Source organism: Actinacidiphila guanduensis (assembly GCF_900103985.1).
GTDB classification, from domain to species: domain Bacteria; phylum Actinomycetota; class Actinomycetes; order Streptomycetales; family Streptomycetaceae; genus Actinacidiphila; species Actinacidiphila guanduensis.
On record NZ_FNIE01000006.1, the window covers coordinates 221670 to 245673 of the forward strand.

Consider the following 24004-nt stretch of genomic DNA (forward strand, 5'->3'; position numbering starts at 1 on the left):
TCCGACGGGCCGAATCCACGGTTCCGCGGGCCATGCGAGAACTGTTCCGTCCGGCGATGAACGACAGATATACGGGCGCGGATGACAGCTTCCCGGGGCAGACCCGCCGCGGGCGGTTCAGGGGGCAGACGATGGAAACCAGGGCGGAGCCGAGCGGGAGCCTGCGGTTCGCGGTCCTCGGCCCGGTGCGCGCCTGGCGCGGTGAGGAGTCGATCCGCACCGGGGCGCCCCAGCAGAGGGCCCTGCTGGCCGCCCTGTTGCTGCGCGGCGGGCGAACGGCCACCGCGTCGGAGCTCCTTGACGCCCTGTGGGGCGAGACTCCGCCCAACACCGCTCTGGCCGCCCTGCGTTCGTACGCCTTCCGGTTGCGCAAGGCGCTCGGGCCGGACGCCCTGGTGACGGACTCCGGCGGCTATGCGCTCAAGGTCGAGCCCGACGCCCTGGACTGCGCGGTCGTCGAGCGCCTGGCCGCGGAGGCGGAGCGGGTCCGCCCCACGGACCCGGGGCAGGCGCGCAAGCTGCTCGCCACGGCGCTGGACCTGTGGCACGGCGAGCCGCTGGCCGGACTGCCCGGGCCTTACGCCGAGACCCAGCGCAACCGCCTTGCCGAGTGGCACATCGGTCTCATCGAGGCCCGCCTCGAACTCGACCTGGAGCTGGGCGCCCACGCCGAGGCGGTCTCCGAACTGACCGCGCTGTCCGCCGAACACCCGCTGCGCGAGCGGCTGCGCGCACTGCTGATGCTCGCCCTCTACCGCAGTGGCCGGCAGGCCGAGGCCCTCGGCGTCTTCGCCGACACCCGCCGCCTGCTCGCCGACGAACTCGGCATCGACCCGGGCGCCGAACTCGCCGACCTGCACCAGCGCATCCTGGAGGCCGACCCGGACCTCGCCGCGCCGGTCAGCGCCGCACCCGCCGCCCAGGAGATCGTGCGCCCGGCGCAACTGCCCGCCACAGTGTCCGACTTCACCGGCCGCGCGGCAGTGGTCCGCGAACTGGGCCGCCAGCTCGCGGAGGCGTCCGACCGCGGCACCGAAGGCGGCGTGATGTCGGTGTCCGCGGTGGCCGGCATCGGCGGTGTGGGCAAGACCACCCTCGCCGTCCATGTCGCGCACGCCGTCCGCGACGCCTTCCCCGACGGGCAGCTCTACGTCGACCTCCAGGGCACCGACGCACGCCCCGCCGATCCCGAGGCCGTCCTCGGCGGCTTCCTGCGCGCCCTGGGCGTCTCCAATCCCGCCATCCCCGAGTCCCTGGCCGAGCGTGCCGCCCTCTACCGCTCGATCCTCGACGGCCGCCGCGTCCTGGCCCTGCTCGACAACGCCCACGACGCCGCCCAGATCCGGCAGTTGCTGCCCGGGACGCCCGGCTGCGCCGCCCTGGTGACGAGCCGCGTGCGCATGGTCGACCTGGAAGGCGCCCACCTGGTCGACCTCGACGTCATGTCGCCGGAAGAGGCGCTGCAGCTCTTCACACGGATCGTGGGCGACGAGCGCGTCTCCGGTGAGCGGCAGGCGGCACTGGACGTGGTGGGGGCCTGCGGGTTCCTGCCGCTGGCGATCCGCATCGCAGCAGCACGGCTCGCCGCCCGCCGCACCTGGACGGTCTCGGTGCTGGCCCGCAAGCTCGCCGACCAGCGCCGCCGGCTGGACGAGCTGCGCGCCGGCGACCTCGCGGTGAAGGCCACCTTCGCCCTCGGCTACGGCCACCTGTCCCCCGCCCAGGCACGTGCCTTCCGGCTGCTGTCGCTGCCCGACGGGCCGGACATCTCCCTGGAGGCCGCGGCCGCCGTCCTCGGTCTGGACCCCTATGAGACCGAGGAGCTGCTGGAGGCCCTGGTCGACATCAGCCTCATCGAGTCCGCCGCCCCCGCCCGCTACCGCTTCCACGACCTGCTGCGTCTGTACGCGCGCGAGCGGGCCGAGCAGGACGAGACCGAGGCGGAGCGCTGCTCGGCGCTCTCGCGGCTGCTGGACTTCTACCTCGCCTCGGCCGTGGGCGTCTACACGTGGGAGAACCCCGGCGACCGCGTCCTGGACCACCTGGCGCCCACCACCCACCCCGGCCTGGCCTTCGGCAGCCGCGACGCCGCCCTGGAGTGGCTCTTCTCCGAGGCCCAGGGGCTGCTCGCGGCCGTCGAGCAGTCGGCGGCCGGCGGCTGCGAGGGCTCGGCCCGCCGTGCGGCGGACCTGCTCTTCACCGCCTGGGACCTGATGGAGTCCGGCATCCACGCGCGTCAGTACGAGCAGGCCGCCCGCGCCCTGGTGGAGGCCTCCTACGCCTGCTCCGACACCCTTGTGGAGGGCCGCTCGCGTCTCCTGGTGGCCCAGCTGCTGCGGATGACCGGCCGCTTCGCGGAGGCCGACGAGGAGGCACGGCGCGCCATGGTCGTCGGCCTGGCTGCCGAGGATCCGCTGACGTGCAGTTACGCGCCCAACCTGCGGGGCATCATCGCGTACAAGGACCGCCGCTACGAGGAGTGCTTCCAGTACCACACCTCCGCCCTGCAGGCGTTCCGCTCGGACGGCAACAAGTACGGCGAGGGCGCGGCCCTGTCCAACCTCTCCTGGGCGCAACTGGGCATGGGCAACGACGAGGAGGCGGTGAACACCGGCCGCGAGGTCATGGCCATCTACCGCGAGCTGGGCGCCGGGTTCCGCCTCGGCAACGCCCTCTACGCGCTGAGCATCCCGCTGACCGCCACCGGGCGCCTGGACGAGGCCTTCAGCTGCCTCACCGAGGCCCTGCAGGTCTTCCGCGACGCCCGGCAGCAGTTCTGGGAGGGCATGACCCTCTTCCGCCTCGCGGAGGTGCACCTGGCGGCGGAGCGGTGGCGGCAGAGCGCCGCCCATGTCGAGCAGTCGCTGGTGATCCTTCGGGAGGTGGGCGGCGACTGGCGCACCGCCAACGCCCTGGTCGTTCTCGGGCACGCCCTGGTGGGCATGCACCAACCGGTGCGCGCGGTCGCCTGCTGGAACGACGCCCTGGGCCTGTTCTCCGGTCTCGGGGCACCGGAGAGCCAGGACGTGCGCCTGCTCCTGGCGCAGCAAACGCCCTCGTCAGCAGCCGGATGACAGCCGGATGACGGTCCGTCGGCAGGGCCGTGGGGGCCGTTTATCGGTTGATTATCGTCACCTGCCACGATTTCATCGCCGCACCGAACCGCCCACCCGGTGGTAGACGGGGGTTGCCGCCGGGTGGGCCTCGGCATCAGTACGTCCGCACACAGCACAGGAGCAGGCCGATGAGCACCGAGAAGCCTTCAGAGCCCGTTGCAGCGGGCCACAACGTCACACCCGACAACCAGTTCCAGGACGGCGAGCCGGAGACGGTGGAGGAGGCCGCGGCCCCCACCTCGTCGACTGGGTCGACGGGCACCGTCAAGCCGAACAACCAGTTCCAGGACTCGGCCCCCAAGGGCTGATCGGACGCACTCGTGTCGGGCCGCGCGTGGGGGCGCCGGCCTGACGCAACGGGGGGGATCCCGGCTTGGGGGAGCCGGGAAGCACCGGTGGTCGGCGGACCTTCGGTGCCGCTCGGAAGGGGGGATCAGGGGGCGTCGTCCAGGGGAGCGGTGAGCCGGCTCAGGGGGCCTGCCCACCGCGGGGACGACGAGGCCGGCCGCAGCGTGGAGGGGGCGCTGCGGTCGGCCTTTCCGCATGTCCGGCGGACAGGCGACCACCGTGGCGTCCCGAGTGGCGGACTGCTCATGCGGCGAGCCTGTCCTCCTGAGTGGCCGGCTGCCATCCATGGAGGCGGACCTGACACCTCAGGCAGCGGCCTTAGATGCCGCCCCGGCACCTCAGGAGGCGGCTGCCGATCCACCGCTCAGCTCCGGCGGGAGGTCGCCCCGGTACCTTTGGCGGCGTCCAGGGCGTACACGCAGCGGTCCTTGGAGCAGGCGTAGACCACACCGTCCGCCGCGACCGGGGAGCCGGTGATCTCGCCTCCGGTCTCCAGCCTCCATCGGAGCTGGCCGCCCTGGGCGTCCACGGTGTACAGGCAGTGGTCCTTGGAGCCGAAGTGCACGCGTCCGTCGGCGACCGCGGGCGACCCGACGATCTCGTCCTGGGCGGCGAAGCGCCAGCGAGGGGTGCCGCTCACCGCGTCCAGGGTGTACAGGGCGCTCCCGGCACCCAGGTGGACACCTCCCGCCGCGACCACGACCGGCTCGACGGTCTGGCGCGGCTCGGTGGCCACCCGCCAGCGGTCCCGGCCGTCGGCCGGGTCCAGCGCGTAGACCGTGCCCAGGTGGTCGACCACGTAGACGCCTCCGCCGGCAGAGCCGGGGCCGGGCACGTAGGCGGGCGGCGCGAACATCACCGCGGGCGCCTCGAAGTGCCAACGCCGCGCACCGGTACGCGCATCGAGCGCGTGGACGCCGGTGCCCGAGGCGAGGTACACGACGCCGTCGGCGACGACGGGGCTGGTCACCATGGAGCCCGCCACGGCCGGCTCCCCCACGGGATAGGACCACAGCTCGCCGCCCGCCGCCGCGTCGACCGCGTGCAGCACTCCGCCGCCCTGGTAGTACACGACGCGCTCGACGACCACGGGTCCGGCGTCGGGCGACTCGAACTCCGTCTGCGCGCCCGAGCGCTCCCAGCGCAGGGTCCCGAGGTCGGCGTCCCACGCCTGGATGCCGCCGCCCCGCGTTCCGGTGACGACGCAGCCGGCGGCGGCGCGTACGGCGTACACCCAGCCGTCGATGGGGGTGCGCCACCGCTCACCCCCGTCGGACGCGTCGAGCGCGAAGAGGTTCGGCCCGTCGGAGGCGTGGATGCGGCCGGCGGAGACCGTCATCGTCCAGGCGACGTCGCGGGTCTTGAACTGGCGGCGCCCGCTGGCCACGTCCAGGGCGTGCACCTCGAAGGACGTCACGTAAAGGAGCCCGGAGTCGACCACCGGGGTGCCCCACACGTCGTTGGACATGCGGAAGCGCCAGGGCCGCCACTCCCCCGGCGGGGTGGCCGGGTGCGGCTGCGCGGGCACCGGCACGGAGGCCGGCCGGACCGCGCGGTGGGTGCCCTTGCCCTCGGCCGCGAGCTGGGCGCCGCGGCCGACCACCCACTCGGTGCCCGCCGCGGGTGCCGCGGCCGACTTGTCCGGTGTGCTCCTGGCGGCACGCAGCCCCGGCCCGATGGGCGCCGAGCCCGCGAGCTGCACGGGGGCCGCCGACACCTGGGCGGCGGGCTGCTGGAGGGGTACGGGGCCGGGGATGCTGCGCGGGGGCTGCTGGGGTCGCGGAGGCTGCTGCGGGGGCGGCGGTGCCGCTGGGGGCTGCGCGGGCCGCACGGGCACCTGAGGGCCTGCGGAGCGGCCTCCGCGCGCCCCTGCGACGCCGGCCGAGCGGCCCCGGTGGCGCTCCTCGATGAGCGCGACGGCGGCGGGCGGCAGCCAGGCCGAGGCCGTGCCGGTGTCGTCGCTGCCGGAGGAGAACAGGTGGGGCGCGAGCTGGGCCTGCAGGTCGGCCGGGGTGGGGCGCTGCTCGGCCTCCATCCGCATGCAGGACTCGATCAGCGGCCGCAGCTCGCCGGGCAGCCCCGTCAGGTCGGGCCCCTCGCGCAGCAGCATGAAGACGGTCTCGACAGGGTTGGCGCCGTGGAAGGGCGCATGGCCGGTGGCGGCGAAGACCAGGGTGGAGCCGAGGGAGAAGATGTCGCTGGCGCCGCGCACGCTGCGTGAGTCGCGGGCCTGCTCGGGCGACATGTAGGCAGGTGTGCCGACGGCGACGTTCGTCATCGTCAGCCGCGTGTTGGACACCCCTGAGGCGATGCCGAAGTCGATGACCCTCGGGCCGTCCTCGACCACGAGCACATTGGACGGCTTCATGTCCCGGTGCACGAGCCCGGCGGCGTGGATGGACTGCAGCGCCTCGGCGATGCCCGCGGCGAGCCACCGCACGGCCTGGGCGGGCATGGGGCCCGTCTCGTTGACGATCTCTTCCAGGGAGGGGGCGGGGACGTAGGCGGTGGCGAGCCAGGGGACGGCGGCGCGCGGGTCGGCGTCCACGACGGCGGCGGTGTAGAAGCCGGAGACCGCGCGGGCGGCCTCGACCTCCCGGGTGAAGCGGACGCGGAAGAGCTGGTCCTCGGCGAGCTCGGCGCGCACGGTCTTGATCGCAACCCGGCGACCGGACGCCGAGCGGGCCAGAAACACCAGGCCCATGCCGCCCGCCCCGAGCCGTCCCAGCACCTCGAAAGGGCCGATCCGTCTCGGATCGTGCTGCGTCAGCGGCTCCACCACTGCCCTGCCACCTCCCCGTACCCGCGCTGTCCGCGGCCGTTCCCCGTGCGCTGCGGCCCGTGCGGCCCCTCGCTGGCTCCCGTGCCAGGGTACGGGCCGATTCTTCCTGGGATGCGGGCCGGTTGCGAACCCGCGGCCGCCGCGACACGCCCACGGAGCGAACTCGTTACCAACCGGCCCCCCGCTCGGCCGGATCCGCGGTGGCGCCGGTGGGGAACCCGGCCGGCTCCCCTGGAGGCCCGGACGGCGGCGGCAGGGCTCAGGCGGGCACCTCCCCCACGGTGCGCTGGGTGTCGATGACGGCGAAGCGGGCACCCTGGTCGTCCGCCACCAGGGCGGTGCGGCCGAAGGGAGAGTCCTGGGGGCCGAAGACGACCTCGCCGCCGAGCCGCCGCACGGTGGCCGCGGCCTCGTCGCAGTCGGCGACGGTGAAGTACACCTGGAAGCCGGTGCGCCCGCCGGAGGTGTCCTTGAGGCGGCCGAGCACCGGGTTCTCGCCGCCGGGCAGCGAGAACGCCTTGTAGTCGAAGTCCGCGCCGCCGCCGAACTGGCGCCCCTGGTAACCGAACAGGGCGGTGTAGAAGGCGTCGACGGCCTCGGCGTCCTGGGTGACGATCTCGGCCCAGCAGAAGGCGCCGGGCTCGTTGACGGTGCCGAAGCCGGGGTGCCCGCCGGGCTGCCACAGCCCGAAGTTCGAGCCCGCGGGGTCCACCGCGACCGCCATCACCCCTGCCTCGCCGACCGGGTGGGGTCCGAAGACCACCCGGCCGCCGGCCTTGCCCACCTCGGCGGCCGTCCTGGCCGCGTCGGCGGTGGAGAAGTAGAGCGACCAGGCGGCGGGGGTGCCGGGTTCCATGGCACTCATGAGCGCGGCGGCAGCCTTTCCGTCGCGCAGGGCCATCGTGTAGTTGCCGTACTCCTCGCCTTGGTCCTCGAAGGTCCAGCCGAGCAGCTCGCCGTAGAACCGGCGGCCGGCGGCGAGGTCGGGCAGCGCGGCGTCCGCCCAGCAGGGTGCGCCTTCACCGAATGCTGGCATGACAGGTCCTCTCGTACGTCCAAAACGGTCCGCGGCGCCGTCTCGGCACGCCGTCAGGGCCACCGTAGTAAGTGATCTTCCCCACTGCACGGACGCGAATTCGAACATACGGTCAATTTTCTCCGGCGCCTGCAGACGATGGGCAAATCATTCCATTGCGGGCATAAAAACAAGCTTCCCGTGGTGCCTCTGAGACCTGAGAAACCCGCGTTGAACTGGCGGTTCGCCAAACGGAACAGGTGCCTCCCCGTTTGCACGCCGCCAAATCGCGCGTCGATCACCCGCCGGTAAACTGACGGCATGACAGGACAAGTTCGTACCGTCGACGGCCGTGTGGCGGGCCGCCGGGGACAGGCGACGCGGCAGAAGCTGCTCGACTGCCTCGGCGAGATGCTCAGCACGTCGCCGTACCGGGACGTCAAGGTGATTGACGTCGCCCGGATGGCGGGCACCTCCCCCGCAACGTTCTACCAGTACTTCCCCGACGTCGAGGGCGCCGTCCTGGAGCTCGCCGACGAGATGGCCAAGGAGGGCACCGCGCTGACCGACCTGGTCGCGGGCCGCTCCTGGGTGGGCAAGGCCGGCGTGCAGGCCGCGGACGAACTCGTCGACGGCTTCCTGTCGTTCTGGCGCAGGAACGACGCGATCCTGCGGGTGATCGACCTGGGTGCCGCCGAAGGGGACAAGCGCTTCAACCGCATCCGCACCCGCATCCTCAACTCCGTGACCAGCTCGCTCGCCGAGTCCATCAAGGAGCTGCAGAGCAAGGGCAGGGTCGACCAGCAGGTCAGCGCCCCCGCAGTGGCGGGCTCCCTGGTGGCGATGCTGGCCGCGGTGGCCGCCCACCAGAAAGGTTTCACCGGCTCCGGCGTCAAGCAGTCCGAGCTGAAGCCGAACCTCGCGCTGCTGGTCCACCTCGGGGTGACCGGCAAGAAGCCGCCCAAGTAGCAAGACCCGGGCGTCCGCCTCCATGGCGGCGGACCCGGCACATCCACGCTGTCCTGCCGTACTGCCACACTCCGGCGCGGGCGGCGACGGTCTCGGGGGAGGCCGTCGCCGCCCGCGCCGTCATGTCCGGGACCGGCGGCTCCCCGGCCCCATGGGACAAGGCGCCCAGGGCGACTACGCTCACCACCACCGAAACCGCCCGCCGACGCCACCGTCCTGCCCACCTACGACTCTTATGGCTCCAGGAGCACCCATGGCCGACCCCACGACTGCCGCCCCGCGCGCGACCACGTCCAGCGCGGAACCCGACGCCTTGGTCATCGGTGCAGGGCCGGCCGGGCTCTCCGCAGCGGCGGCGCTGCGGCACCGCGGGCTGCGTCCCTTGGTCCTCGAGCGCGCGCCGCAGGTGGGCGCCTCCTGGCGCGGCCACTACGACCGGCTGCACCTGCACACGCCACGGCGGCTGTCCGGGCTGCCGGGCCTGCCCATACCCCGCCGGTTCGGCCGCTGGGTCGCGCGTGACGATGTGGTCCGCTACCTGGAGATGTACGCGGAGTACCACGACCTCGACGTGGCGACCGGCATCGAGGTGGCGCGGGTGGAGCGCGGGACCTCCGGCTGGGAACTTCCGGCGACCGGCGGCCGGGTTCTCGCCTCTCCGGTGGTCGTGGTGGCCACAGGTCACAGCCGCTCGCCGTACATACCCGACTGGGACGGCCGGGAGACCTTCACGGGTGAGCTGCTGCACGCCTCGTCCTACCGCAACGCCGAGCGTTTCGCAGGGCTCGACGTCCTGGTGGTGGGGGTCGGCAACACCGGTGCGGAGATCAGCGTCGACCTGGCGGAGGGCGGCGCGGGGCGGGTACGGCTCGCGGTGCGCACGCCGCCGCACATCATGCGCCGCTCCACCGCCGGTTGGCCGGCGCAGGCCACTGCGATCATGGTGCGACGGCTGCCGACGGGCCTGGTGGACCGCCTCGCGCCCTATGTGGAGCGGGTGAGTGTGCCGGACCTGTCGGCGTACGGACTGCCGAGGCCGCAGACCGGCCTGTACTCGCGCGTGCGGGAGGGCGCGATCCCGGTGCAGGACGTGGGTCTGGTGGCGGCCGTCCGGTCCCGGCGGGTCGAACCGGTGGCCTCGGTGCGGGAGTTCGACGGGGCCACGGTGCGGCTTGTGGACGGCAGCGAGATGACGCCCGACCTGGTGGTCGCGGCGACCGGTTACCGGCGCGGGCTCGAACCGCTGGTGGGGCATCTCGATGTGCTGGACGAGCGGGGCCGCCCCGTGGTGAGCGGCCCCAGGTCCCCGCAGAACGCGCCCGGCCTGTACTTCACCGGCTTCACCAACCCCATCAGCGGAATGTTCCGCGAGATGGCGATCGACGCGCGGAAGATCGCACGGGCGGTGGCGCGGACCCGGTGACCGCGGGGCGCTGCCCGGCGCCCTCGCGGACCGATGGCCGAGCGGTGATCACTCGCGGGAGTGAAACCGGTACGGACCGGAATCTTGTGGAATCTTCCGGGCGTTCATCCGGTGACCGCCATCGCGGGAACGGCCACCGGCCGGTGGCGGACGACCAGGGACATCAGCGCGGCCACCGCGCAGAGCGCACCGGAGGTGTACCAGACGACGTCGTACGAACCGAGCGCGTCACGCGCCACTCCGCCGAGGTAGGCGACCAGGGCGGCCCCGATCTGGTGGGCCGCGAGCACCCAGCCGAAGACGATCGCGCTGTTCTCGCCGTAGTGCTCACGGCACAGCGCCATGGTCGGCGGCACGGTCGCCACCCAGTCCAGGCCATAGAAGACGATGAACAGCACCATCGAGGGATGGATGGCGTCCGAGAACAGCATGGGGAGGAACATCAACGACATTCCGCGCAGGCCGTAGTAGATGGCGAGCAGCCGCCGGGGCGACAGACGATCGGTGAACCATCCGGAGGCCACCGTGCCCACGATGTCGAAGACACCGATAACGGCGAGCAGGGACGCCGCTGTAGTGACAGGCAGTCCGTGGTCGTGGGCGGCGGGCACGAAGTGGGTCTTCACCAGGCCGTTGGTGGACGCGCCGCAGATGGCGAAGCTGCCGGCGAGCAGCCAGAAGGTGCCGCCGCGGGCCGCTTGCGCCAGTGCCCGCAGGGCCCGCCCGGCCGCTCCGGTGGTGGGGGCGGGCTTGGGAGTGAACTCCGCTGCCCCGAAGGCCGCGAGGCCGACGTCCGCCGGGTGGTCGCGCAGCAGGAACCATACGAACGGGGCCACTGACAGCGCCGCGCCTGCCACCGTCACGGCGGCCGGCCGCCAGCCGTGGTGCTCGGTGATCCAGGACAGCAGGGGCAGGAAGACCAGTTGCCCGGCGGCACCACCTGCGGTGAGCATGCCCGTCACCAGTCCGCGGCGGGCCACGAACCAGCGGTTGGCGACGGTCGCGGCGAACGCCAGGGCCATCGATCCGCTGCCCAGGCCGACCAGCACGCCCCAGCACAGGACAAGTTGCCATTCCTGTGTCATGAAGACGGTGAGCCCGGCGCCGAGCGAGATCGTCACCAGCGCGCAGGCGACGACGCTGCGGATGCCGAACCGGTCCATGAGGGCGGCCGCGAAGGGCGCGGTCAGGCCGTAGAGCGCGAGGTTGATCGACACGGCGAAGCCGATCATGCCGCGCGACCAGCCGAACTCGCTGTGCAGCGGGTCGATCAGCAGGCCGGGCAGCGAGGCGAAGGCAGCGGCGCCGACGATCGTCACGAAGGTGACCGCGGCCACGGCCCAGGCGCGGTGCACCCGCAGAGGGCGGGCGGGACGTGGCGCGGGTGGAGCGGCATCTGGTGCCGGCGCGGGAACGGAGGATGTCTGCGTCACCCGGCCAGTTTCGGTGGCCCGCTCCGCGCCAGCGAGTGGCCCGGAGGACATGGTGTGCAAGGATCGGGCCATGGCCGAGACACAGGCGCAGCCGCAGGCCCGACCCTCTGCCTTTTCCGGTGACGGAAGGCACCGCGTGGCGGTGTTCGTCCTGGACGGTGTGATCCCCTTCGAACTCGGCATCCCTGCCCGCATCTTCGGCACGGCACGCGACACGGAGGACGGCTCCGCGCTGTACGAGGTCGTGACCTGCACCCTGCGGCCGGGCGAGGTCCGTACCGAGGCGGACTTCCCCATCCTGGTGACGCACGGACCCGAAGTGCTCGCCGAGGCCGACACGGTGGTGGTGCCCGCCTCGCACGAGATGGACCTGGTCCACCTCGGGGGTCAGCTGTCCCCTGAACTGGCGGCGGCCTTCAGCTTGTTGCGGCCGGGCACGCGGGCGGTGTCGATCTGCACAGGCTCCTTCCTGCTGGCAGCGGCGGGGCTGCTGAACGGCCGGCCGGCGACCACCCACTGGAGCAGCGCCGACAGGTTCCAGCAGCTCTTTCCCCAGGTCCGGGTCGATCCCGATGTGCTCTACGTGGACGACGGCGACGTACTCACCTCCGCCGGGGTCGCCGCCGGGTTGGACCTGTGCCTGCACATCGTCCGCCGCGACTTCGGCGCCACGGTCGCCAACTCGGTGGCGCGTCGCACGGTCGTGCCCCCGCACCGGGACGGCGGCCAGGCACAGTACATCCAGCGGCCGCTGCCGGCGCCCCAGCAGTCCGGTACCGAGCGAGCGCGCGCCTGGGCGATGGAGCGGTTGGAGCAGCCGGTCACGCTGCGGCAGCTCGCCGCGCGCGAGTCGATGAGCGTGCGGACCTTCACCCGGCGCTTCCGCGAGGAGGTCGGGCTCAGTCCAGGGCAATGGCTGACGCAGCAACGGATCGAGCGGGCCCGCCAGTTGCTGGAGTCGACCGACCTCGCGGTGGACCGGATCGCCCGGTCGGCCGGTTTCGGCTCAGCGGCCTCGATGCGCCAGCACCTGCAGGCCGCACTCGGTGTCTCTCCCAGTGCTTACCGCCGCACCTTCCGGACCGCAGCACGCCGCTAGCCACATTCCGCCCGGCCCCCGTCGGCAAGAGCCCGGCGCCGTACAGACATCGGCACACGCCTGGTGCACGCGTCGCGCTCAGGTCAGGACGGCCGCGCGGTCGACCTCGCACCAGATGCGCTTTCCGGCGCCCTCCGGGTGCCAGCCCCAGCGGTCGGCGAGGCCGTCGACGAGTTCCAGTCCGCGCCCGCCGGTCTCGTCGCGCTCGGCATGACGCGGAGCCGGCGGGACGACGCTGTTGTCGGCAACCTCGACCCGTACGGGAGCCGCCGGAGCAGCGGGGAAGAGCATGCGCAGCACAGCGGGGCAACCTGTGTGCACGACCGCGTTCGTCACCAGTTCGGAGATCAGCAGCAGCAGGGTCTCGGCAACCGGCTCATCGGCTCCTATCCCGGAACCCACCAGCCGGGACCGGGCCCACCTGCGCGCCCGACCGACCTCGGCGGGATCGGCGCCGACCTCCATCTGCACCTGAAGCACCTGCACTGCTCACACCATCCGAACCGGCTGAACGATTGCCGCATGCCGCCTCTTGATCACCGAGTGTGATCCAGGGTTCGCCCAGCATGGCCAGTCGCCAGCCCCTGCGACAACCGCTTCGGGCATATACCGGCGCGACGGGACAGGTCTGGCGCATACTGCGCCCCGCACCTGCTCGGAAGCCACCCACCCAGGAACAACGCCCGCCCGGCACCGCCGGGTGGCATCGATGAGGGTCCTGGAATGCACGCGCACCCGATGGACATTACCCGAGCCGCACCCTGACTCCACGGCGTGACAAGTCACGCCTCGGACACAACTCCGCGCGGACGCTCCGTAATCGGCCCCATACGGCCTCCAAACACTACGCGAAAGCCGCAAATGCCTCATAAGCGGCCGCATCGAAGAGTACGAAGCGCACCTCGGCCACGGCCGTGTCGGTTTCCCGCACTGTCTGCACGGCGATGCGTGCGCCGTCGTCCATCGGCCAGCCGTAGACGCCCGTGGAGATGGCGGGGAAGGCGATGGTGGCCGCGCCGAGTTCGTCGGCGACGCGCAGCGACTCGCGATAGCAGGAGGCCAGCAATGCGGAGCGGTCCTCGTGCGAGTGCCAGACCGGGCCGACCGTGTGGATCACCCACCGGGCGGGGAGCCGCCCGGCGGTGGTCGCGACCGCCTGCCCGGTGGGCAGTCCGCGGCCGTACTGCGAGGCGCGCAGATCCCGGCACGCGGCGAGGATCTCGGGGCCGCCCCTCCGGTGGATCGCGCCGTCCACTCCGCCACCGCCGAGCAGTGAGGAGTTGGCGGCGTTGACCACCGCGTCGACCTGCTGCTCGGTGATGTCGCCCTGAACGAAGCTGAGATGAGCCATGGACACATCCTGCACCTGCTTTCCTTGCCGCTGGCGGAATACCCGCGCTACTCGGTGATGCCGGCGAAGAGATCGGTTTCGGGGAGGCGGGCGGTCACCCTGGATCGGGCGAGCACGTAGTCCTCCGTGGGCCACAGGCGCCGCTCCAACTCGCGCGGGTGGGCGAAGAACGGATTGTCCGGTGACGCCTGGGTGGCGTGGGCGCGGAATGCCCGGTCACGAGTGTCGAAGTGATCGGCGCACGGTATCCGCGTGGTCGGCGCCAGATCCGGTGCCCACTCGGGCCACTCGTCGAGCACCGGCCCCATGGCGGACGGAACGCCCGCGGCGAGCATGCCGCGATGAAGTGTCTCGAACCACATGCGGGAGAACGCGACCAGGTAGTAGAGCTTCAGCGGTTGCCACGGCGGGCCGGCTTCCGGGTAGGCCGCGCTGTCCCCCGCGGCCTCGAACGCTTCGACGGCCACGCGATGGGTCATGACGTGGTCCGGGTGCGGGTAGCCACCGGACTCGTCGTAGGTGACGACGACGTGCGGGCGCAGTTCCCGTATCACCGCGACCAGGCGTTCGGCGGCGACCGATGGCTCTTCGCGCGCGAAGCAGCCTTCGGGCAGAGGTGCGCCCTCCGCGGGCAGTCCGGAGTCGGTGAATCCGAGGAAGCGATGTCCGACACCGAGGATGGCCGCGGCCTCGGCCATCTCGCTGCGGCGCAGCGCAGGAAGCCGGGACCGCACCTCGGGAATGTCGAGCTGCGGGTTGAGCACCTCGCCGCGTTCACCTCCGGTGCAGGTCACGACCGTGACCTCGACGCCGTGCGACGCATAGTGGGCAAGCGTGGCGGCGCCCTTGCTGGATTCGTCGTCGGGATGGGCATGCACGGCCATCAGCCTGGGTGCCATCACGTTCTCCCCTCTGCTCGCACTGGGTCGGCCCGCCCGTTCGAGCGGTCGTTCGATGTCCTGCGCACAAACTTAGGTTCGACACAAGAAACAGGCAAGAGGAAATTTGGGTCCGACACACTAAAGTGTGAATCATGGCCCAGCTCCGCGAGTCGAAGAAACGGCAGACCCGGCAGGCGATCACGCACGCGGCCACCGCCCTGTTCATGGAGCGGGGCTTCGAGGAGACGACGATCGCCGAGATCGCCGAGGCGGCGGGTGTCGCCAAGATGACCGTGACGAACTACTTCCCCCGCAAGGAGGACCTGTTCTTCGACATGCACGACGAGGTGGTCCTCGGTCCGGCCCGCGCCTTCGCCGACCGCGCGGCCGGCGCGTCCGCGCTGGACGCCGTGCGGGACGACTGCCTGCGGGCCATCGCCCGGCACGACCCGCTGATGGGCCGCACCGACCCCGCCTTCACCCGGGTCATCGACCGCAGCCCCGTCCTGCGCGCCAGGCTGCGGGAGATCTTCGAGCAGCGGGAGCAGGCGCTGTCAGTGGTGATCGCCGAGGCTGTCGGCGCCGACATCGACGCTTTCGAGCCGCGGTACGCCGCCGCCCGGTTGGCCACCGTGCTCAGACTCCTGTGGGAGCAGGCGCAGATCGCGGTGCGCCGCGGAGCGGACGAGGACGACGTGTTCGCGCTGCTCGACCGCACGGCCCGCAGCACCTTCGCGGAGCTGGAGCCTTCACTGGGTGGCTACGCCGTGCGGGCGGGGTGAGGCACAGAGCTGACACGGGGAGCGGGGGCGCCCCCTCGGTCGACCGCGGGCGCTTCAGGCGGACAGCGGGCGGGCGCTCTCGTCCGTGGCCGCTTCGAGGTCGGGGTAGACCTCGAAGAGCCGGCGCACGCCGAGCGCAGCCAGGACGCGGTTGACGTGCGACCCGGCGCCGCGGTCCGCGTCGTCCTCTGGCAGTACGATCCGCAGCCGCCCCGCGCACGAGCGCATCAGCCGCCGCGCCCCTATCAGCACGCCGACCCCGCTGGAGTCGCAGAAGCGCACGTCGGCGAGGTCGAGCACCAGGCTGCGCCGGCCGTCGGCCACCGCCTCGTGCACCTTCTCCCGGACCGCGGACGACGTCAGCAGGTCCATCTCGCCTGCGACCGCGACCACAGCCCAGCCGTCCTGCTCGGTCCGGGTCACCTGCACCGGATCCCACCTCGCCTCGGCTCGACTCCTGTGTGGCGCTCCCACGAGCCTATGCCCGCAACCGGTCGCTTCCGCGCAATCTTCCGGTCACACCCGGATAACAGAGTGCCAGAAACGGTCGCACGAGGTGCCAGGTTGGTGCAAAGCCGCGTGCCCCGTCCCGGGTCCCGGGTACCGTCGGAGGGAAGGAGAACGGCAGGCGGGGCGAGCGGCAGGACACGCAGACAGCACCCCCGGGCGGACCGCGGCAGGGCGCGGACGGCCCGGCGGGACGACGCAAGGGGGCCGGCACATGGCGACACCCGCACCACCGCGCTGGGACCGCAGGATGCAGCAGCGGCTGGCGCGGGGCGAGGAGGCCGCACTCGGCGAACTGTACGACCGCTACGCCTCCCTCGTGCACGGCCTCGCCCACCGCGTGACGGACGACGACGACGCGGCGGACCAGGTCACCCGCGAGGTTTTCGGCTACATCTGGGAGAACCCGGACGCCTATGAGCCCAAGTACGGTTCATTGCGCTCCTGGATAGCCGCGCTCACCCGGCGCCAGGCCGTCCACCGGCTCCGGCAGTACGAGCACCGCGGCCCCGGCGGCCCGGACGAGGTGGAGGCCCGCGTGCGGGAGGCGAACGCCGCCGCCCGGGCGGACTTCATCGTCACCTCCATGCCCGCGCCCCTGCGCGCCGCTCTCGAACTCGCCTACCGCGAGCGGGTCGACTACCGGAGGGCCGCAGCAGATCTCGGGGTCAGCGAGGACGAGGCCCGCCGCAGGCTGCGGCTCGGCCTGCAGATGCTGTCCACCGCGATGGAGCCGGGCGGGCGGCCCGAGCCGCCCTTCGAGCAGCACGACCGGCGAGGCCCGGCATGAGCGGACCCGCGTTCAACAGCGGCGGCGGCCCGCAGGACGGCGACGAGCGGCCGCACATCCCCGCCCAGCGCGAGCAGCACGACGCGCCGGACAATTTCGAGTTGCCCGATCCCGCGCCGCAGAGCCAGCCGGCTCCTTCCGGGCCGGCCGTGCCCGCGCAGGAGGGTCCGCCCTCCGGCCCGTCGCAGTACGACCACGCCACCTTGAAGTCGCTGCTGGGCGCTTGGGCGCTGGCCGTGTGCTCGCGTGAGGTGACGCACTCGGCGAGGTGCACCTCGCCGAGTGCGTCACCTGCGCCGATGAGGCACTGCGGCTGCGCGAGGCCGTCGGCCTGCTGCATCGGGAGGAGTCGCTGGACCTCGACCCGCTGCTGCGGGCCCGCGTGCTGGAGGGTTGCCTCGGCCGCCGTCCCGCGCGCATCCCGGTGCCGGAGTGGGCGAGCCCCTACGACGCGGAGGCCGCGCGGCTCGACGCCCTTCTGCGCGACCTGGGCGACGGCTACTGGACGGCGCCGGTGCGGTTGCAGTGGTTCGACGGGGCCCCGGTGTCACGCCAGTTCACCGTCGGCCAGGTCATCGCGCATCTCACGGCGGTCGACGGCCTGGTGGGCCGGTCGCTGGGCCTGCCGGGGAAGGGCGCTGCCGAGTACGACCCCTCGGGTGAGGCGGTCCCGGACGCCCAGGTGGCCAGCGGCCTGCTGCGGCACCGCGCCGCCATGGGTGACGAGTTGCCGCTGGACCCCTGGGACCGGACCTGGGCGCATTGGGCGGCCAACCGCCACCTCCCCGGCGCCACCTTGCGCTCGCTGTGGCGCGAGCAGACCCATCGGCTGGTGCGCACGGTCTCGTTCGCCGGGGAGGGCTCCTCGGGGCTCGACGTGGACTTCGGGAACTTCGCGCTGCCCTTCCGGCAGGCGTTCCTGGACCGGGCCTTCGAGTGCTGGATCCACGCCTCGGACATAGCCGAAGCGGTGGACTACCCGTATGACCCTCCTGCGCCCAGGCACCTGTCCCAACTGGTGGACCTCGCCGCAAGAATGCTGCCCAAGGCCCTCGCCGAGCGGCGCAGGGCGGGGCTGACGACCTCCGCGTCGCGTCTGGTCGCCGCCGGTTCGCCGGGCCGCTCGCTGCGGCTGGAGATCGAGGGCGACGGCGGCGGCGACTGGTATGTGCCGCTGGACTCCCCGGGCGCGCTCGCCTCCAAGGAGGGCATGGTGGCGCACGTGGCGATGGACAGCCTGGAGTTCTGCCAGCTGGCCGCTGGGCACGTGGAGCCCGAGCGGGCGGCCGCCGGCCAGGTCGGCGACAGGGCCGTCATCCGCGACGTGCTCTTCGCGGCGGCATCCCTGTCCCGCCTGTGAGCATCCTGGCCGCAGGGCGCCCGGCAACAGTCCGGGCACCCTGCGGCCAGGTGCTCGCCGCTAGGCGAAGACCACCGTCCGCCGCCCGTTGAGCAGGACGCGGTGCTCGCTGTGCCACTTCACGGCGCGGGCCAGTGCCTGGCACTCCACGTCCCGGCCGATCGCCACCAGTTGCTCCGGGGTGACCTCGTGGCCCACCCGCTCGACCTCCTGCTCGATGATCGGGCCCTCGTCGAGGTCGGCGGTCACGTAGTGGGCCGTGGCGCCGATGACCTTGACGCCGCGGTCGTGCGCCTGGTGGTAGGGCTTGGCACCCTTGAAGCTCGGCAGGAAGGAGTGGTGGATGTTGATGATGCGGCCCGCGAGCTTGCGGCACAGATCGTCGGAGAGCACCTGCATGTAGCGCGCGAGGACTACCAGCTCGACGCCTTCGCGCTCCACGATCTCCAGTAGCTGCGCTTCTGCGTCCGCCTTCGTCTCCTTGGTGACGGGTATGTGGTGGAAGGGCACCCCGTAGGAGGTGGCGAGGTCGCGGAAGTCGGTGTGGTTGGAGACGACAGCCGCGATGTCCACCGGCAGGGCGTCGATGCTCACGCGGAAGAGCAGGTCGTTGAGGCAGTGACCGAACTTGCTGACGAGCAGGAGCACGCGCATGCGCTCCTGCGAGGGGTGGATGCGCCAGTCCATGTGGTACGCGCTGCCCACGGCCGCGAAGCTGGCCCGCAGGCGGTCCAGGGTGACCTCGGGGGCGGCGGAGAAGTGCACGCGCATGAAGAACAGCCCGGTGCCCTGGTCGCCGAACTGCTGGCTGTCGATGATGTTGCAGTCGGTCATGAACAGGTAACTCGACACTGCGTGCACGATGCCCTGTTTGTCAGGGCAGGAGAGCGTCAGGACGTACTGCGAGGGCGTCTGGGGGGACTCAAGTGCGCGCGGCTCGGTCTGCGGCCGGGCGGGCTTGGACTGTTGTTCGCTCACGTTTTCAGCCTGGCATATTCCTGGGGCGCGGTGGGCCCTTTGTCCGTCACGCGGAACGGTTGTAGATCGCCAGTACCTCCAGCGTCCTGGGCGGCGCCTCCGGGTCGTCGCCGTCGGCTGTGGCCATCCGCACATGCGCCTCGCGGGCGGCCTGCACGGCCTCGGGCCAGGCGGGGTGGTCGAGGTAGGCGACGGCCGGGGCGTCGGCTCCCACCTGGTGCAGGATCTTCAGCACCCGCAGCACCGCCACGTCGACGAGGGCGGCCTCCTGGGAGTCGCGGAATATGGTGCCGACGTACTTCTCGGCGGACCAGTTGTCGAGCCAGGTGTCCTCGACCAGGCGGTAGACGGCGTCGGTGACGTCGCCGTACCCGTCGCGCCCGGTGCGCCAGACCTCCATCTGGAACACCGGGTCACCGATCATGTGCAGCGCGGAGCGCACATTGCTGCGCCAGCGCCACCACGGCATGTCGTTGAGCGGCATGCCTCCCATCGTGGACGAGCGGCGACCGCGGCGGGAAGAGTTCTCCGAACCTTGCACGATCCACGATCGTACGCACTTGCGCCGCGACACTCGCAATTCACCCGAACGTGGTCGCCCGTTGGGTCGCGCATATCCGGATGTTGAGGACGGAGCGGAATCTTCCCGTGACATGGCTGTTGGACTCAGGCGCGCGGCTCGTCGCGGAGCCGTACTGTTGCTGGCCGTGTCCGCGCTGGTCAGCGGCTGCGGTGTGATTCCCGGGACGTCAGGGGGGTCGTCCGGGCCGATCGTGGTGATGACCTGGGCACCCGTGGGCACCGACGCCACCAACATGCCCGGGATGCCGGCCATGGCCCAGGCGATCGGGTCCTACGTCAACGCCCAAGGCGGCATCAACGGACGCAAGCTGAAGGTACTCACCTGCAACGAGCGCAACGACGCCGTCGCGGTCACCGCGTGCGCCCAGCAGGCGTCGCAGGCGGGAGCGGTGGCGGTCGTCGGCTCCTACAGCGAGGAGGGCAGCAGCTTCATCTCCGCGCTGGAGGCCGACGACATCCCGTACATCGGCGGGTACGGCATCACCGAGGACGAGTACCAGAGCCTGATGTCCTTCCCGATCAACGGCGGCCTGCCCGCGCTGCTGGCCGGCAGCGGCCTGCAACTGGCGCAGACCTGCAAGCGGGTGAGGCTGGTCCGTCCCGACTCCATCACCGGCGACCAGTTCCCGATCTTCCTCGACCAGGGGCTCAACGCGGCCGGCAAGAAGGACGTCGACGACATCCTCACCAAGGACGACGCCACCGACTACACCCCGGTCGCCACCCAGGCGGTCGGTGACGACAAGCACTCCACTTGCGTGTCCGCGGTCCTGGGCGACCACACCAGCACCTTCTTCGACGCCTTGCGGCGGGTGGGCGACGAGCAGCCCAAGGTGCAGTTGTCCTCGGTGATCGGCAGCGTGCAGCAGTCGGTGATCGACGCAAGCGGCGGCGCCAAGAGCCCCTTGGAGGGCGCCCGGATCACCAGTTGGTACCCGCCGGCCTCCGACCCGAAGTGGAACGAGATGAAGTCGGTGGTGAACAAGTACGCCTTCGGCGACAACGCCATCGACGTGGCCGACCCCGGGGTGCAGACGACCTGGATCGCCTACCAGGTCTTCCTCAAGGTGGTGCGCGGCATGGGCCCCAAGGCGAAGATCGACTCCGAGAGCGTGCGGCGGGCGATGAACGCCACCACCGGGCTGTCCACGGGCGGTCTGACCCCCGACCTCGGGTGGACCGACAAGGACTTGCTCGGCATCCCCGACCATGCGCGGATGGTCAACACCAAGGTGGTGTACCAGGAGGTGCGCGACGGCCGGCTGGTGCAGTACCGGCCCGGCTTCGTGGACCTCACCAGCACGCTCAGGCCGTCCTCGGACGGCCTGTTGAACCCGTAGCGCAGGTTCCCCCCGCTACGGGCCCTCACCGGCCGCTGGAGAGCCCGTAGCCGCCGCCCAGGGGGTTTTCCGCGCCAGGTCGGCCCGGGCGCTCAGAGCTGGCTGTACTGGCGCTCGGTGAGGCCGTACTGCTGCGCGATGGTGTTCCAGAGCTTGACGGCCTTCTTCTTCTCCGCTGTCGCGGTCCCGCTCTCGCGGTCGCCTGCGTTGGTTTCACCGGTGTTCCTGGCGTGGCCGCCCTTGCAGACCTTGTGGCCGTTCTGCGCCTGGCTCGCCCAGTTCGCGTAGTGGCTGTCGGCCGCCGAGGACGCCTGCCACGCCTTGGTCAGGGCATCGGTGAGCGCGGCGTGGTTCGGCAGCTTGTCCACCGAGAGGGTGGAGAGCTTGGTGACCAGGTCCTTGCGCTGCCCCGCGGCGGTGGTCAGGTCGCTGTGCGCGGTGTCCAGGTCCTTGCAGCTCCTGATCGACGCGACCGCGTTCACCACCGAACTGCGGCTGGCGTCACTGGTGCTCAGCAGGGCGTCCAGGGAACTCGCCTGCTGCTTGGCGGCGTCGTCGGAGGAGCTGCCGCTGGCGGAGGGGTCGGCCGAGGGGGCGGTGGTGCTGCTGTCGGCGACGGTGCCGGTGTGGCTGTCCCCGCCCCCGCTGTTCAGGAGCGCGCCCACGACGAGACCGGCCACGACGCATCCCGCGACGACGATGCCGATGAGCGCCTTGGGCGACAGCTTGCGGCGGTCGCCGCCGTCCGCGTACCCGTAGTCCTGCTCGGGGCCGTAGCCCGGGCCGTATCCGCCGCCCTGGGGCGGGGGGCCGGCGGGCTGCCTGCGGTCCGGCGGCTGGATGATGCGCGGGCGCACAGGTGTCGGGCCGGGGACGTCATGGCGGAAGAGGTGGTCGTAGTCGCTGTCGGCGGCCGGGTTGGCGGCAGGCTGCTCGTACTCGGAGTACTCCTGGGCGTACGGCTCCTGGCCGCCGCCGTAGGACTGCCCCGGGTAGCCCTGCTGCGGGTAGCCGCCGGGCTGCTGCTCATAGGGCTGCCCGTACTGCTCGTAGCCCTGCTGCTGGGGCTCCTTGAAGAGAGGGAGCGCCTGGGTGGCCTCGGCGACCGGGGGTTGGGCGGCGGGCGGCGCCTGCTGCGGCATGGGCGGCACGGCACCGGGCTGCGGGGGCAGGCCCGCCGCTGGGTCGGCCGCGGGATAGGGCGGCAGCATCTGAGTGGCGTCGGCCACGGGTATGCCGGGGTGGCCGGCGCCGGGGTCCTGGGCCGGGTAGGGCGGGAGCATCTGCGTCGCCTCGGCCGGCGGCAGCATCTGCGTCGCGTCGGCTGCCTGGAGCCCCTGCTGCTCAGGAGGCGCACCCCAGGGCGTGCCGCCGGCGGGCTGGACGTGCTCGCCGCCATAGGGCGCGGGCTGCTGCTGACCGGAGGGGAGCACGACGCCCCGGTACGCTTCGGGCGAGTCCTCGCCGCGTCCGCTGCTGTGCATCGCCGCCACTCCTGCCTGCTGCCCGACCGTCGGAAACCGTCGGCCCACGCTACCGGGTCCCGCTGAGCGGTGCTCACGCACCCGAACGCGTGAGCGCCACCTCACACTTGGGCGAATGGGCGGCCGCGGGCACGCAGGCCGCTCCCGGCGGGCCTGCCACGTGCTTTGCCGCGGCCGCACAGGCGGTGTGTCGGTCCGGTAACGATTCGGTGTGTGGGACCTCGCGACACCTGGTGTTCGCCTCTAGGCCGCCTCCTGTTGCGCCGCCTTGGCGTGGAAGTCGCGGACGACGGATTCGGCCGCATAGGGCTCCAGTCGGTGGCGGAAACCGTCGAGGTACTCGGCGCCTCGGTCGGAGCGCAGGCCGGACAGCAGGGTGACGGCCTGGGCGCCGGTGTGGCAGGCCGCGTCGAGTTCGCGCTGCTGCACCTGGGCGTCGGCGAGCAGCAGCATGTCGATCGCACGGCGCCTGGTGCGCGTCTGCGGGTGCGCGGCCAGCGCCTCCCGGGCGCGGCGGGCGGCCGCGTCGGGCTGGCCCAGATCCCGGTGGCAGTGGGCGAGTTCGTCCGCAAGGTAGCCGTGGTCGAAGTGGGCGATCCACGGCGGGTCATCGTCGGGCCGGGAGCGCTCCATGGCCTCGACGGCGAGGCCGGCGACGGTGGAGAAGGCGCGGGCGTCACCCAGGAGAGCGTGCCCGCGGGCCTCCGCGGCGTGGAACATCGCCTCGGCGGTGGGAGTGACCTGCCCACGGGCGCCTTCCTGCGCGGCGCGGGCGAGTTGGGCGATCTCGCGCGGGTTGCCGAGCGAGGCCGCGAGGTGGCTCATGCTCGCCGCCAGGATGTAGCCGCCGTAGGCGCGGTCCCCGGCGGCCTGGGCCAGGCGCAGGGCCTGGATGTAGTAGCGCTGGGCGAGGCCGGGCTGCCCGGTGTCGACGGCCATGTATCCGGCGAGTTCGGTCAATCGGGCCACGGCCGAGAAGAGTTCGCGGCCGACGGCCTCGCGGTAGGTGCCGGCGAGCAGGCCGGAGACCACGCTGTTGAGGTAGTGCACGACGACCGGCCGCACGTGCCCGCTGCCGAAGCGGTGGTCGAGGTCGGTCAGGGCCTGCGTGGTGGCCTTGACCGCTGCCACGTCGGACATGCCCACCCGGGCGCCGCCGTTGCGCGCGACACCCGCGTCGGGGCGCGTGATCAGCCAGTCCCTGCTGGGCTCGACCAGGGCGGAGGCCGCCACGGTGGAGCCGGTCAGGAAGTCGCGCCGGCCGACATCGCTGCGCCACAGCTCGCAGACCTGCTCGATGGCGCCGAGCACGGTGGGCGCGAAGTGCAGGCCGATGCCCGTGGCGAGGTTGCGCCCGTTGGCCATGCCGATCTCCTCGATGGAGACCGCGCGGCCGAGCTTGCGGCCGAGCGCCTCGGCGACGATGCCGGGAGCGCGCCCCCGCGGCTGCTGGCCGCGCAGCCAGCGGGCGACGGAGGTCTTGTCATAGCGCAGGTCGAGCCCGTGCTCCGCCCCGCACATGTTGACCCTGCGCGCCAGGCCCGCGTTGGAGCAGCCCGCCTCCTGGATGAGCGCTTGGAGCCTTTCGTTGGGCTGCCGTGCCACCAGCGGTCGTGCGGCCATCGATCCCCCTTGTCGTTCCTCGGGCCTGATGCTGCCCGGCCGATCCCGAACGAACCCCGCAACAGCGGCATTTCACTCGAACCGGGCGGTTGGCGGCTCCGTGCCGGTCCTGCGGCCGGATGCCTGAAAAGTGACTTACCC

At 72.1% G+C, this 24004-nt stretch carries 20 protein-coding genes; 9 read left to right on the forward strand and 11 right to left on the reverse strand.

Going from position 1 to position 24004, the window contains the following annotated elements; all coding sequences use genetic code 11:
- Positions 1-131 precede the first annotated feature (131 nt).
- Both BLR33_RS15165 and BLR33_RS15170 read left to right on the forward strand, forming a co-directional pair.
- Positions 132-3074 (forward strand): AfsR/SARP family transcriptional regulator, encoded by a 2943-nt coding sequence (locus BLR33_RS15165; protein WP_093784979.1) that lies wholly within the window; start codon positions 132-134, stop codon positions 3072-3074.
- A 170-nt stretch (positions 3075-3244) separates the two neighbouring features.
- Positions 3245-3424, forward strand: a complete 180-nt coding sequence (locus BLR33_RS15170; protein WP_093784980.1) for a hypothetical protein — start codon at positions 3245-3247, stop codon at positions 3422-3424.
- A 404-nt stretch (positions 3425-3828) separates the two neighbouring features.
- Here the strand turns inward: BLR33_RS15170 and BLR33_RS15175 are convergent, their stop codons facing one another.
- Positions 3829-6246, reverse strand: a complete 2418-nt coding sequence (locus BLR33_RS15175; protein WP_176930274.1) for a serine/threonine-protein kinase — start codon at positions 6244-6246, stop codon at positions 3829-3831.
- A 259-nt stretch (positions 6247-6505) separates the two neighbouring features.
- Positions 6506-7282, reverse strand: coding sequence for a VOC family protein (locus tag BLR33_RS15180; protein ID WP_093784981.1), 777 nt, complete (start codon positions 7280-7282; stop codon positions 6506-6508).
- 300 nt (positions 7283-7582) lie between these two features.
- Here BLR33_RS15180 and BLR33_RS15185 point away from each other — a divergent pair, with 300 nt between their 5' ends.
- Together BLR33_RS15185 and BLR33_RS15190 are read left to right on the forward strand one after the other, a co-directional pair.
- A complete protein-coding gene (locus tag BLR33_RS15185) occupies positions 7583-8230 on the forward strand; it encodes a TetR family transcriptional regulator (RefSeq protein WP_093784982.1) in 648 nt (215 codons plus the stop codon).
- A gap of 235 nt (positions 8231-8465) precedes the next feature.
- The gene (locus BLR33_RS15190; protein ID WP_093784983.1) at positions 8466-9653 is read left to right on the forward strand and encodes a flavin-containing monooxygenase; all 1188 of its coding nucleotides are present in this window, start codon (positions 8466-8468) and stop codon (positions 9651-9653) included.
- 104 nt (positions 9654-9757) lie between these two features.
- On the opposite strand, the gene BLR33_RS15195 is transcribed toward BLR33_RS15190, so the two are convergent.
- Complete coding sequence (locus BLR33_RS15195; protein WP_176930275.1) at positions 9758-11137, reverse strand: MFS transporter; 1380 nt, start codon at positions 11135-11137, stop codon at positions 9758-9760.
- A gap of 19 nt (positions 11138-11156) precedes the next feature.
- Between BLR33_RS15195 and BLR33_RS15200 the strand changes: the two genes are divergently transcribed.
- Entirely contained in the window at positions 11157-12185 is a 1029-nt protein-coding gene (locus BLR33_RS15200) for a GlxA family transcriptional regulator (protein ID WP_093784985.1), read from the forward strand.
- A gap of 78 nt (positions 12186-12263) precedes the next feature.
- Here BLR33_RS15200 and BLR33_RS15205 read toward each other — a convergent pair whose 3' ends face one another.
- The 3 genes from BLR33_RS15205 to mca form a co-directional block, all read right to left on the reverse strand.
- Positions 12264-12671: an ATP-binding protein gene (locus BLR33_RS15205; protein ID WP_093784986.1), complete on the reverse strand. Its 408-nt coding sequence runs from the start codon at positions 12669-12671 to the stop codon at positions 12264-12266.
- 358 nt (positions 12672-13029) lie between these two features.
- The gene (locus tag BLR33_RS15210; protein ID WP_093785197.1) at positions 13030-13536 is read right to left on the reverse strand and encodes an O-acetyl-ADP-ribose deacetylase; all 507 of its coding nucleotides are present in this window, start codon (positions 13534-13536) and stop codon (positions 13030-13032) included.
- Positions 13537-13583: 47 nt separating this feature from the next.
- Entirely contained in the window at positions 13584-14435 is an 852-nt protein-coding gene (gene mca / locus BLR33_RS15215) for a mycothiol conjugate amidase Mca (RefSeq protein ID WP_093784987.1), read from the reverse strand.
- Between the two features lie 134 nt (positions 14436-14569).
- On the opposite strand from mca, the gene BLR33_RS15220 reads away from it, so the two are divergent.
- Positions 14570-15199 carry a TetR/AcrR family transcriptional regulator gene (locus BLR33_RS15220; protein ID WP_093784988.1) on the forward strand — a complete coding sequence of 210 codons (630 nt, stop codon included), beginning with the start codon at positions 14570-14572 and terminating at the stop codon, positions 15197-15199.
- A 54-nt stretch (positions 15200-15253) separates the two neighbouring features.
- On the opposite strand, the gene BLR33_RS15225 is transcribed toward BLR33_RS15220, so the two are convergent.
- Positions 15254-15628, reverse strand: coding sequence for an STAS domain-containing protein (locus BLR33_RS15225; protein ID WP_265737037.1), 375 nt, complete (start codon positions 15626-15628; stop codon positions 15254-15256).
- A gap of 292 nt (positions 15629-15920) precedes the next feature.
- Here BLR33_RS15225 and BLR33_RS15230 point away from each other — a divergent pair, with 292 nt between their 5' ends.
- Complete coding sequence (locus tag BLR33_RS15230) at positions 15921-16496, forward strand: RNA polymerase sigma factor (RefSeq protein WP_093784989.1); 576 nt, start codon at positions 15921-15923, stop codon at positions 16494-16496.
- A 268-nt stretch (positions 16497-16764) separates the two neighbouring features.
- On the forward strand, positions 16765-17856 hold the full coding sequence (locus BLR33_RS15235) for a maleylpyruvate isomerase N-terminal domain-containing protein (RefSeq protein ID WP_407639679.1): 1092 nt from the start codon (positions 16765-16767) through the stop codon (positions 17854-17856).
- 60 nt (positions 17857-17916) lie between these two features.
- Here BLR33_RS15235 and purU read toward each other — a convergent pair whose 3' ends face one another.
- Both purU and BLR33_RS15245 read right to left on the reverse strand, forming a co-directional pair.
- Complete coding sequence (gene purU / locus BLR33_RS15240) at positions 17917-18834, reverse strand: formyltetrahydrofolate deformylase (protein ID WP_093784990.1); 918 nt, start codon at positions 18832-18834, stop codon at positions 17917-17919.
- Between the two features lie 46 nt (positions 18835-18880).
- Positions 18881-19327, reverse strand: coding sequence for an SCO4402 family protein (locus BLR33_RS15245; RefSeq protein WP_093784991.1), 447 nt, complete (start codon positions 19325-19327; stop codon positions 18881-18883).
- 286 nt (positions 19328-19613) lie between these two features.
- Here BLR33_RS15245 and BLR33_RS15250 point away from each other — a divergent pair, with 286 nt between their 5' ends.
- Positions 19614-20756, forward strand: coding sequence for an ABC transporter substrate-binding protein (locus BLR33_RS15250; RefSeq protein WP_245771420.1), 1143 nt, complete (start codon positions 19614-19616; stop codon positions 20754-20756).
- Between the two features lie 92 nt (positions 20757-20848).
- Here the strand turns inward: BLR33_RS15250 and BLR33_RS35210 are convergent, their stop codons facing one another.
- Positions 20849-22240, reverse strand: coding sequence for a hypothetical protein (locus BLR33_RS35210; protein ID WP_093784993.1), 1392 nt, complete (start codon positions 22238-22240; stop codon positions 20849-20851).
- A 243-nt stretch (positions 22241-22483) separates the two neighbouring features.
- A complete protein-coding gene (locus BLR33_RS15260) occupies positions 22484-23863 on the reverse strand; it encodes a transcriptional regulator (RefSeq protein ID WP_093784994.1) in 1380 nt (459 codons plus the stop codon).
- Positions 23864-24004: the final 141 nt, after the last annotated feature.

Bases quoted from the DNA above. Each gene is read 5' to 3' on its own strand.
- BLR33_RS15165 (WP_093784979.1), top strand. From the start codon at position 132: ATGGAAACCAGGGCGGAGCCGAGCGGGAGCCTGCGGTTCGCGGTCCTC.
- BLR33_RS15170 (WP_093784980.1), top strand. From the start codon at position 3,245: ATGAGCACCGAGAAGCCTTCAGAGCCCGTTGCAGCGGGCCACAACGTC.
- BLR33_RS15180 (WP_093784981.1), bottom strand. From the start codon at position 7,282: ATGCCAGCATTCGGTGAAGGCGCACCCTGCTGGGCGGACGCCGCGCTG.
- BLR33_RS15185 (WP_093784982.1), top strand. From the start codon at position 7,583: ATGACAGGACAAGTTCGTACCGTCGACGGCCGTGTGGCGGGCCGCCGG.
- BLR33_RS15190 (WP_093784983.1), top strand. From the start codon at position 8,466: ATGGCTCCAGGAGCACCCATGGCCGACCCCACGACTGCCGCCCCGCGC.
- BLR33_RS15195 (WP_176930275.1), bottom strand. From the start codon at position 11,137: ATGTCCTCCGGGCCACTCGCTGGCGCGGAGCGGGCCACCGAAACTGGC.
- BLR33_RS15200 (WP_093784985.1), top strand. From the start codon at position 11,157: ATGGCCGAGACACAGGCGCAGCCGCAGGCCCGACCCTCTGCCTTTTCC.
- BLR33_RS15210 (WP_093785197.1), bottom strand. From the start codon at position 13,536: ATGGCTCATCTCAGCTTCGTTCAGGGCGACATCACCGAGCAGCAGGTC.
- mca (WP_093784987.1), bottom strand. From the start codon at position 14,435: ATGGCACCCAGGCTGATGGCCGTGCATGCCCATCCCGACGACGAATCC.
- BLR33_RS15220 (WP_093784988.1), top strand. From the start codon at position 14,570: ATGGCCCAGCTCCGCGAGTCGAAGAAACGGCAGACCCGGCAGGCGATC.
- BLR33_RS15230 (WP_093784989.1), top strand. From the start codon at position 15,921: ATGGCGACACCCGCACCACCGCGCTGGGACCGCAGGATGCAGCAGCGG.
- BLR33_RS15245 (WP_093784991.1), bottom strand. From the start codon at position 19,327: ATGGGAGGCATGCCGCTCAACGACATGCCGTGGTGGCGCTGGCGCAGC.
- BLR33_RS15250 (WP_245771420.1), top strand. From the start codon at position 19,614: ATGACCTGGGCACCCGTGGGCACCGACGCCACCAACATGCCCGGGATG.
- BLR33_RS35210 (WP_093784993.1), bottom strand. From the start codon at position 22,240: ATGCACAGCAGCGGACGCGGCGAGGACTCGCCCGAAGCGTACCGGGGC.
- BLR33_RS15260 (WP_093784994.1), bottom strand. From the start codon at position 23,863: ATGGCCGCACGACCGCTGGTGGCACGGCAGCCCAACGAAAGGCTCCAA.